Annotated in this window: 14 protein-coding genes; 5 read left to right on the forward strand and 9 right to left on the reverse strand. The window is 41.6% G+C overall.

What is annotated here, in order from left to right; all coding sequences use genetic code 11:
- Positions 1-131: 131 nt before the first annotated feature.
- From AC04MN_RS15585 to AC04MN_RS15605, 5 genes are all read right to left on the reverse strand, one after another.
- Positions 132-1,319, reverse strand: coding sequence for an ISL3 family transposase (locus tag AC04MN_RS15585; RefSeq protein ID WP_475381257.1), 1,188 nt, complete (start codon positions 1,317-1,319; stop codon positions 132-134).
- Positions 1,320-1,383: 64 nt separating this feature from the next.
- A complete protein-coding gene (locus tag AC04MN_RS15590; RefSeq protein WP_475384132.1) occupies positions 1,384-2,085 on the reverse strand; it encodes a hypothetical protein in 702 nt (233 codons plus the stop codon).
- 8 nt (positions 2,086-2,093) lie between these two features.
- Positions 2,094-2,285, reverse strand: a complete 192-nt coding sequence (locus AC04MN_RS15595) for a helix-turn-helix transcriptional regulator (RefSeq protein WP_475384133.1) — start codon at positions 2,283-2,285, stop codon at positions 2,094-2,096.
- A gap of 241 nt (positions 2,286-2,526) precedes the next feature.
- Positions 2,527-2,739, reverse strand: a complete 213-nt coding sequence (locus AC04MN_RS15600) for a hypothetical protein (RefSeq protein ID WP_475384134.1) — start codon at positions 2,737-2,739, stop codon at positions 2,527-2,529.
- A gap of 133 nt (positions 2,740-2,872) precedes the next feature.
- Entirely contained in the window at positions 2,873-3,082 is a 210-nt protein-coding gene (locus AC04MN_RS15605) for a helix-turn-helix domain-containing protein (protein WP_475384135.1), read from the reverse strand.
- A gap of 94 nt (positions 3,083-3,176) precedes the next feature.
- Between AC04MN_RS15605 and AC04MN_RS15610 the strand changes: the two genes are divergently transcribed.
- The 5 genes from AC04MN_RS15610 (at position 3,177) to AC04MN_RS15630 (ending at position 5,479) form a co-directional block, all read left to right on the forward strand.
- Positions 3,177-3,698 (forward strand): helix-turn-helix domain-containing protein, encoded by a 522-nt coding sequence (locus AC04MN_RS15610; protein WP_475384136.1) that lies wholly within the window; start codon positions 3,177-3,179, stop codon positions 3,696-3,698.
- 315 nt (positions 3,699-4,013) lie between these two features.
- Positions 4,014-4,232: a helix-turn-helix domain-containing protein gene (locus tag AC04MN_RS15615; protein WP_475384137.1), complete on the forward strand. Its 219-nt coding sequence runs from the start codon at positions 4,014-4,016 to the stop codon at positions 4,230-4,232.
- A gap of 48 nt (positions 4,233-4,280) precedes the next feature.
- Positions 4,281-4,787, forward strand: a complete 507-nt coding sequence (locus AC04MN_RS15620) for a hypothetical protein (RefSeq protein ID WP_475384138.1) — start codon at positions 4,281-4,283, stop codon at positions 4,785-4,787.
- A gap of 106 nt (positions 4,788-4,893) precedes the next feature.
- A complete protein-coding gene (locus tag AC04MN_RS15625; protein ID WP_475384139.1) occupies positions 4,894-5,178 on the forward strand; it encodes a type II toxin-antitoxin system RelE/ParE family toxin in 285 nt (94 codons plus the stop codon).
- The gene (locus tag AC04MN_RS15630) at positions 5,117-5,479 is read left to right on the forward strand and encodes a helix-turn-helix domain-containing transcriptional regulator (protein ID WP_475384140.1); all 363 of its coding nucleotides are present in this window, start codon (positions 5,117-5,119) and stop codon (positions 5,477-5,479) included. The genes AC04MN_RS15625 and AC04MN_RS15630 overlap by 62 nt, the downstream gene beginning before the upstream one ends.
- On the opposite strand, the gene AC04MN_RS15635 is transcribed toward AC04MN_RS15630, so the two are convergent.
- From AC04MN_RS15635 to AC04MN_RS15650, 4 genes are all read right to left on the reverse strand, one after another.
- Entirely contained in the window at positions 5,476-5,724 is a 249-nt protein-coding gene (locus AC04MN_RS15635) for a hypothetical protein (protein WP_475384141.1), read from the reverse strand. The two genes, AC04MN_RS15630 and AC04MN_RS15635, sit on opposite strands and share 4 nt — an antisense overlap.
- 64 nt (positions 5,725-5,788) lie before the next feature.
- Positions 5,789-6,127 carry a hypothetical protein gene (locus AC04MN_RS15640; RefSeq protein WP_475384142.1) on the reverse strand — a complete coding sequence of 113 codons (339 nt, stop codon included), beginning with the start codon at positions 6,125-6,127 and terminating at the stop codon, positions 5,789-5,791.
- On the reverse strand, positions 6,127-6,585 hold the full coding sequence (locus tag AC04MN_RS15645) for a hypothetical protein (protein ID WP_475384143.1): 459 nt from the start codon (positions 6,583-6,585) through the stop codon (positions 6,127-6,129). The genes AC04MN_RS15640 and AC04MN_RS15645 overlap by 1 nt, the downstream gene beginning before the upstream one ends.
- Positions 6,582-6,774: hypothetical protein (locus tag AC04MN_RS15650; protein WP_475384144.1), on the reverse strand; the 193-nt coding region annotated here is incomplete at its 5' end. The genes AC04MN_RS15645 and AC04MN_RS15650, both read right to left, overlap by 4 nt.

Consider the following 6,774-nt stretch of genomic DNA (forward strand, 5'->3'; position numbering starts at 1 on the left):
TTTGACAAGCCATGAGAGGCGCCCAATGATCACGCGCCGTTTGAGTTGCAAAAGTATGTCTTAGATCGTGGAAACGCGCTTGATTCTCAACGTCGGCTCTTCTCATTTAACTGTTTATCACTCAGCGCAATTCAATAAAAACAAGCATTTAAGGTTTTCAGTCGATAGTTTACAAAGTTTTTAAACCCTCTGGCCCGCTTCTGGAGGGCCTTTGCGTTCCCGTTAGTAGCCTCCGTAAATCCATTTGTCCAACGATTTTCAAAGTATCCAATTAAAGGTTCCAGCCACTTTCTGAGGGTTCTTCCGAGAGTATTGGCAGCTGACTGGCTTGAGTTTTTTAAGTCATTAATAAAGCACTCAAGATTTCTTCTCCCTTGGCGTCGGTTCCGACAATTATAAAACTGCCGCAGGCGTTCTTTGTACCAATACAACTCCTCAAGATCGGGGTGCTTGTGGAGGAACTTATCGAGATCTCTTTTTTCTGTATAATTTAAGTCTTCGCGATTTCTCAGGATTAGGCGACGTTGTTTTAGCTCCAACTTATTGCCGTTAATTTGTTTTCTCAACTTCATCATTGCAGGATTTAGAAGCCGGAGAGCATGAAATTTATCGGCTACAATTTTAGCGTTTGGGAAGAGTCTTCGCACAATGCTTAAATATCCGTTCGACAAATCTATCACTACCACTTTGACATTGTCTCGGCCTGGATAGTGTTCAACAGCTTCGAAAATTGATTTCGCATCTTTACCTTTGCACATCTCAAACAACCGACGCTTCTTTAGATCACAGAACACCGTTGCAAACTCTGCATAACCATTTCTACGAGTGAAAAAGTGTTCGTCGATGCCCAATATTTCCGGCCACTTCATTCCGTCGCGATCTTTGAGTTTCGCAGCCAGAGCCTCATAATGGACCTTATAGATAAATCCACTGGAGCAAGAGTGATGCGTTCGCACTAATTCTAGATTCACGTAGTTTTTGCAGTCTTTGGCTACGGCATTGCGAAAATGTCCCGTACTTCTTCGGCGTGGCCAAATACCTTTTACTGCCTCTGTAAAGGGCTTGCGGCAGTTCTTGCAATAGTACCGATGCTTTTCAATACGCAGCCATAATGGCCTTTCTCTAATTGGCGCATCGCGGACGACGCTGAATGCTTTTCCAGCTAAAGTATTCGATGGTGTAGCGCATTTGGGACAAACTTCGCAGGAAGCTCTTATTTTTTTAACCTCCCAAAGATATCCGTTGCGAAAACCTCTTGAAGACAAAAATTTTAGTTCCTCAGATAGCATTTGATCGGCTAAGTTGAAGTCCGTGGGCATGGTCTAGGCTCCTGAAAAAGATGTGTTGTGGTAAACAAATCTTATGAAGAAACCTATTCCGTGCCTATTCTTTTTGACTCAATGCTTTATACAGTGAAGTGTGAAGACCCCGCATTCCAAGGTATCGACCCAAAATCACGGCCATTCGACACATAGGCGTCGAATTCTCTAAGATTCCCTTTATCTCTTCATCAGTATAAACTCGGCCAACTTTCTGTTTTTTGGTTTTTGTCTCGATGACTTTATCAAGATCATTCAAGTGCAACTTAGGCCCACTTACATACCCTTGATCCTCACAGTACCGAATGAGCATCGTGAAAACCTTATGAGTGTTAAAGAAAACTCTTTCGCCTTTGTTTGCAAGATACCAATTTTCAAATTTACGCAGATTCTGAGCGTTAAGATCCGAAGTGTTTTTTGCTTCCCAAAATTCTTTGATCCCATAATTCCAAGCAACCCACCATTTCTTCACGGTATTTGCGTGCCGCTGGGGAGATCTCTCATCAACTAATTCCTGAAACACTTCCCTCAAGGGATGATTCACAATTCCCTTTTTTAGTCTTAGTTCTTTTGAAGGGTTTTGAAAAAACAATTCAGCAAGCTTTTTTTCAACTTCAAGCTTCGCTTCACTAATGGTTGTTTTACCTGTTGCGAATTTTACCTGCCGGCCATTATGCCGACGATTGTAAATGATTTTCTTTGAGTCGGGACTCTGATAGAACCCCGGATTCTTGGACATCTTTTTATAATTTGAAAATCCACTCATGGGCCCCCCTAGCCAATTTTGCGCAACCTCAACCATGCTTCTACTTCAGACAACCTAAAGCGAACATATCGACTGGATAGTTTGTATCGAGGAAAGTCATTACGAGTGATAGACTTTTCGACAAACTTTTCGGAAAGACCCGTCTTTTCGCAAAGCTCTTTTCTCGTTAATAGAGGCTCAGTCTCAAATTTGCCCTTCATAAAACAACCTCAAGCTTTGCCCCGCGACGGCCTATCCGAAGGGGGCTGGGGAATCAAACAACCCCTCGGGGGACCACCCCCCGAAGGTTGAAGCGTGTGTTCTCAAAACAAACTGTTATTTATTTTAAACGCCTCAAGGAAGTGATATTGCGCGGAACTAGAGGTGTCCCATCAAGACCGAAGTCTTTACTTGGCGAACTTAGGCAGCAGCAAAATCACTTCATTCAAACTGCGAGGGCTTTCACCTCGCTCCTTTTTTGGATGAGACTTTTTCCGCTACAGGAGGAAAATATTTATCCAATAATTCAACAGACTTTCGATATGCGCGAGCAACTCGATCATCTCTTGAGTAAGAGTATCCGCCCATCGCCTCATGCTGACGGTCATAGGTTTCAGCTAAGCTTTCCAAAAGAGAACGCAGAGAATCCAATTTTTGCTTGTGACTAAGTTTCATGCATTTTCCCTAAGTGTATTTCTAAAACGTTTGAAATTTTGACAAAACTCCGCACTTAAAACGTGTTTTCGTTTACGTTTGCGCTGATTTAACAATTCTTTGACGCATTGTGTGATATCTTGTTCCTATGTTTTTACGCGGCCTCTTTTTTAACCAAAACTTGCGGATCAACCTTCATGGTTACTGCAAACGCCAGAATAAAAGTTCTAGGTGGTTGGTTTTTGCCGTTCAAATAGCGCGACATAGTCGAGTTATCTATTTGAAGATGCTCAGCGATCTTTTTTACCTTAAGACCACTCTCCTCAATAATTTGCTTAGCTTTTTCACAATCAAATCTATCCATACACGCAAAACTAGCACTTCTGCTAGTAGATTGCAAGTAAAACTTGCTCTTGTGGTATTATTTTTTAGCAGAAAAGCTAGTAGGTTATTATCTTATGGATAATACTAGCTTTTTCAGCATCAATTTGAGACGACTCAGAAAGTCTAAGGGGCTTTCGCAGGATGCTTTGGCTGAAAACGCTGATGTTTCAATGCACACTATCTTGAGGGCCGAGCAAGGAATCCTGCCAAAACAGCAGAACATCTTAAAAATAGCATCCGCGCTTGATGTTACCCTTTCGGACCTTTTCGCCGACCCTAACGCCCCCAAGGCGGCGCCAATTAAGACTGTGGCTGATATGTCTATTGAGGAGCTTCGCGCAGAGATATCGAAGATCAGCGCGCAAAACCACGCCCCGGCGCAAGTTCAAGACTCAAAGACATTTAAAGCAGCATCTTCGGACCCCATTGAGGCCCGTATCCAAGAGCTCACGTTAGACCCAGCCACTCGGGAAATCATCAGAAAAGTTTTGAAGTTCGACAAAAAAGACTCTCAGTTATTTCTCGACAAAATCGAGATTTTTGAGAGTGCTAAAAAGAGTCTCTCGAAAGATGATCTCGGGCCAGACAAAACGTGAATTAGCAGCATAAACAACGGCTAGCGCATTTTCTTTTTCAACCAAAGCCCGCAAATATAAATTTCGGATTGAAATATTCTCACCTTTCAACTTCTTATTCTCGAACGCAATTCGACCGGCGATAGCGTTCACTTCTTCAGTCGTTATATTTAGGTGTCTGATTAGATCCATTATCCCCTAAAGCATTTGCCATTTATGCCGTTAAGAAATTGTAATTTATTACAAGAACATTTCCAATAGGACTAGACGAATTTGCGTTTAATACGGTGTTTTGGCACCGTGGCGCTGTAGCACCATGTTGAGCAAAATGACGTAATGAAGAATGACTATGCTACTTTAGTGCTACAAATCTCTAAAAATATTAAAAAAATGCGTCTTAAATGTAGCCTGACCCAAGAACAAATGCAGGATTTTGGATTCGACTATCGACACTACCAGAGACTCGAGTCCGGCAAAGTCGCGCCCTCACTAAATACTCTATTCAGACTATCAGCTGCCTTTGATTGTAAAATTCAAGAATTTTTCAAGAAATAAACACTAAACATATATTACATTATTCCGACATTTACGTTGGAGGTTTTTATGTTGAAAACATTAGTCCTGCTTTCACTATTTTTTATTGGATGCGTTCACACGCAAACTAAGAAAGTAACTTTAAAAAATGACTTCGACCCTTTGCTCACTGCTAAGTTAATCGCAGATGGAAAAAACACAATCAAGGGAAATGCTTTTTTCCCTCAAGCAAATGGAGGCGTAGTTACATGCGCGGGAAGATCTATATTTTTGTTTCCAGTAACTGATTACTCGAAGGAACGAATCAATGTGATCTACGGAAATGACCAAAAAGGTTACTCGCCCCACGATACCAATTTTGTTTTTACTAACGACAACCCAGAATTTAAAAAGCATGTGAAGGAATCTATTTGTGACTCCGCTGGGAACTTCGAGTTCATTAATGTAGCACCCGGGGACTACTTCATTTCAACTACAATCGTCTGGGCAGTCACTCAGTATAGAAATTCAGGCGGCGCAATTATGAAAAGAATTTCAGTGAAATCTGATATTGATAGACTCATTCTATCCCCTTAAGCCAAATTAAACAGTATCCTACGAAAAAAAATGTAAATTTGTCCTATTTTGAGATGTACGCTAAACCATACTTGCATTTTTGTACGGTTTGGCGTACATTGTTTATATGAAGATTTTTAGATCAACTGAGTTCACAAAATGGATCGAAAGCCAGCCCCTCAAAGGGCAGCTTCAAATTGAAGCAAGGCTTTCAAAGATCGAGACCGAAGGGTACTTTGGAAACCGCAAGAACCTCGGCGATCAACTTTGGGAACTCAAATTTAACGACGGTCGAAGAATTTACTACACGATAAAAAATGATATGTTTCTGATTCTGGGAGGAAATAAAAATGGGCAACAAAAAGACATCAACAAAGCAAAAAAAATCGCTCAAAAAATCCACGCCGAATAAAATCGGCGGGATGACATTTACCGAGTTCTCCCCTACTAAAAGTCTTACAGAAAGATCTAATCGAGAGTTTGCAGAGGCTCTTGCTGATTCTTTGCTGGAAGGTGATAAAGAAGCATTTCAAGAAATCCTCGAAGGTTATCTGAAAGCTCGGTCAATCACCAAAACCGCTTCGAAAGTTAAGATCCCCAGAACAGTCATTTATGAAGCAATGGATACATCGAAAAATCCAAGCCTAGAGTCTCTGTGTAAAATAATGAAAGCTTTTAAGAACGTAGAGCCAAAGAAGATAAAAGCAGCTTAATAGTTCAAGATCTTTAAAGATTTTTTAAAGTTCGAAATCATCTGCCTTTGTTCATAGGTGCAATACTTCCCAGCAAGTCTGCACAATTGTTCGAGGGCATTTTTTATTTTGATCATATCACTAGCCGATTGGCAGACCGCCCCACCTCGAACCTCATTTGGTTCCAAGAAATCAAGGAACTCTTCGAATGTCATATCCCTTTGTTGAGACCCAATGGTCATCGCACAAGTGGCGCCATTCTGCATGAGTCCTTTTACTGCGCACATCTCTGTAGAAGGAATCGTGATGCGCTTTGAAATGTTCGAACAACTAGGGAGTGCTGTAGCGAACAAGATCAGCAAGAGAGTTTTTAAAATCCGACTCTGCCCTTTTAAACTCATCTGAATCTCTCCCCTCGGTTCTAGCGATCAGCCCCAGTTTGATGGATGCCCGATCATATTCCTTTTTGAGCTTTTCGTTTTTAACGACGATCTGATGAAGATCCACCCGCAAATGAAGTTCCTCGAAGATTGCATCAGAAACTTTAAATGCTAACCAACGAACAAAGGCATTGACTGGCCCCCATGCCAAAAATGGCATTGCGCCGACAAGCTTTGCCAGCGCAAGATTCACTAGGTTGTTCCAAATCAACGCCTTGAATATTTCCACTATTCAGCCTTTTGATACTGCTTCCACACGCCAACAACTGCCGCGATAACTAGAGAAATCGTAGTCGAGTGAAGGAGTGCTGTTTGCCAAGTGAGGCCCGCATTTGCAACAAGACCGACCACATTTGCTAGAACAGACAGGATCAAGAATGTTGAAACCTTAACTTTGCCAGTGGCCTTTTTAAATACTTCCCCGAACATTGGAGTTGAAAGGAACTTCAAAAACACCTGAAGCAAAATAGAGATAATCACAATGGTAGTTGCACCTGTAACTCCACCGAGAGATTTAACCAGGTATTCAAAGAAATCATTGTTTGAGATTTCAGGAATTTGAGGGGCTGGCACATCAACTGCCGGCGCTGAAACAACAGGACCTGCCTCCTGAGCCATAACAAAGTTAGGCACCACAAACGCAAATGCCATCGTCAATACTGCCATCAAACACATAATCTTTTTCATTTATCCTCCTTGGATTTAAAGATTGTTTTTTCTAATTCTCTGACTCTCAACTCAAGATCCTTCAGCGTTTCTTTTGTTGAGTCGCGTTCTGAAATGATGATCCCAACTTGAATATTCAGCTGAGAGATATTCTTGTTCATATCCCAAAGAACAAAGACCGCCGCTGTTAAAAGGGGGAGTGCCGCAAGT

Source organism: Bdellovibrio sp. ZFWA1 (assembly GCF_056175665.1).

Bases quoted from the DNA above. Each gene is read 5' to 3' on its own strand.
- AC04MN_RS15585 (WP_475381257.1), bottom strand. From the start codon at position 1,319: ATGCCCACGGACTTCAACTTAGCCGATCAAATGCTATCTGAGGAACTA.
- AC04MN_RS15590 (WP_475384132.1), bottom strand. From the start codon at position 2,085: ATGAGTGGATTTTCAAATTATAAAAAGATGTCCAAGAATCCGGGGTTC.
- AC04MN_RS15595 (WP_475384133.1), bottom strand. From the start codon at position 2,285: ATGAAGGGCAAATTTGAGACTGAGCCTCTATTAACGAGAAAAGAGCTT.
- AC04MN_RS15600 (WP_475384134.1), bottom strand. From the start codon at position 2,739: ATGAAACTTAGTCACAAGCAAAAATTGGATTCTCTGCGTTCTCTTTTG.
- AC04MN_RS15605 (WP_475384135.1), bottom strand. From the start codon at position 3,082: ATGGATAGATTTGATTGTGAAAAAGCTAAGCAAATTATTGAGGAGAGT.
- AC04MN_RS15610 (WP_475384136.1), top strand. From the start codon at position 3,177: ATGGATAATACTAGCTTTTTCAGCATCAATTTGAGACGACTCAGAAAG.
- AC04MN_RS15615 (WP_475384137.1), top strand. From the start codon at position 4,014: ATGAAGAATGACTATGCTACTTTAGTGCTACAAATCTCTAAAAATATT.
- AC04MN_RS15620 (WP_475384138.1), top strand. From the start codon at position 4,281: ATGTTGAAAACATTAGTCCTGCTTTCACTATTTTTTATTGGATGCGTT.
- AC04MN_RS15625 (WP_475384139.1), top strand. From the start codon at position 4,894: ATGAAGATTTTTAGATCAACTGAGTTCACAAAATGGATCGAAAGCCAG.
- AC04MN_RS15630 (WP_475384140.1), top strand. From the start codon at position 5,117: ATGGGCAACAAAAAGACATCAACAAAGCAAAAAAAATCGCTCAAAAAA.
- AC04MN_RS15635 (WP_475384141.1), bottom strand. From the start codon at position 5,724: ATGCAGAATGGCGCCACTTGTGCGATGACCATTGGGTCTCAACAAAGG.
- AC04MN_RS15645 (WP_475384143.1), bottom strand. From the start codon at position 6,585: ATGAAAAAGATTATGTGTTTGATGGCAGTATTGACGATGGCATTTGCG.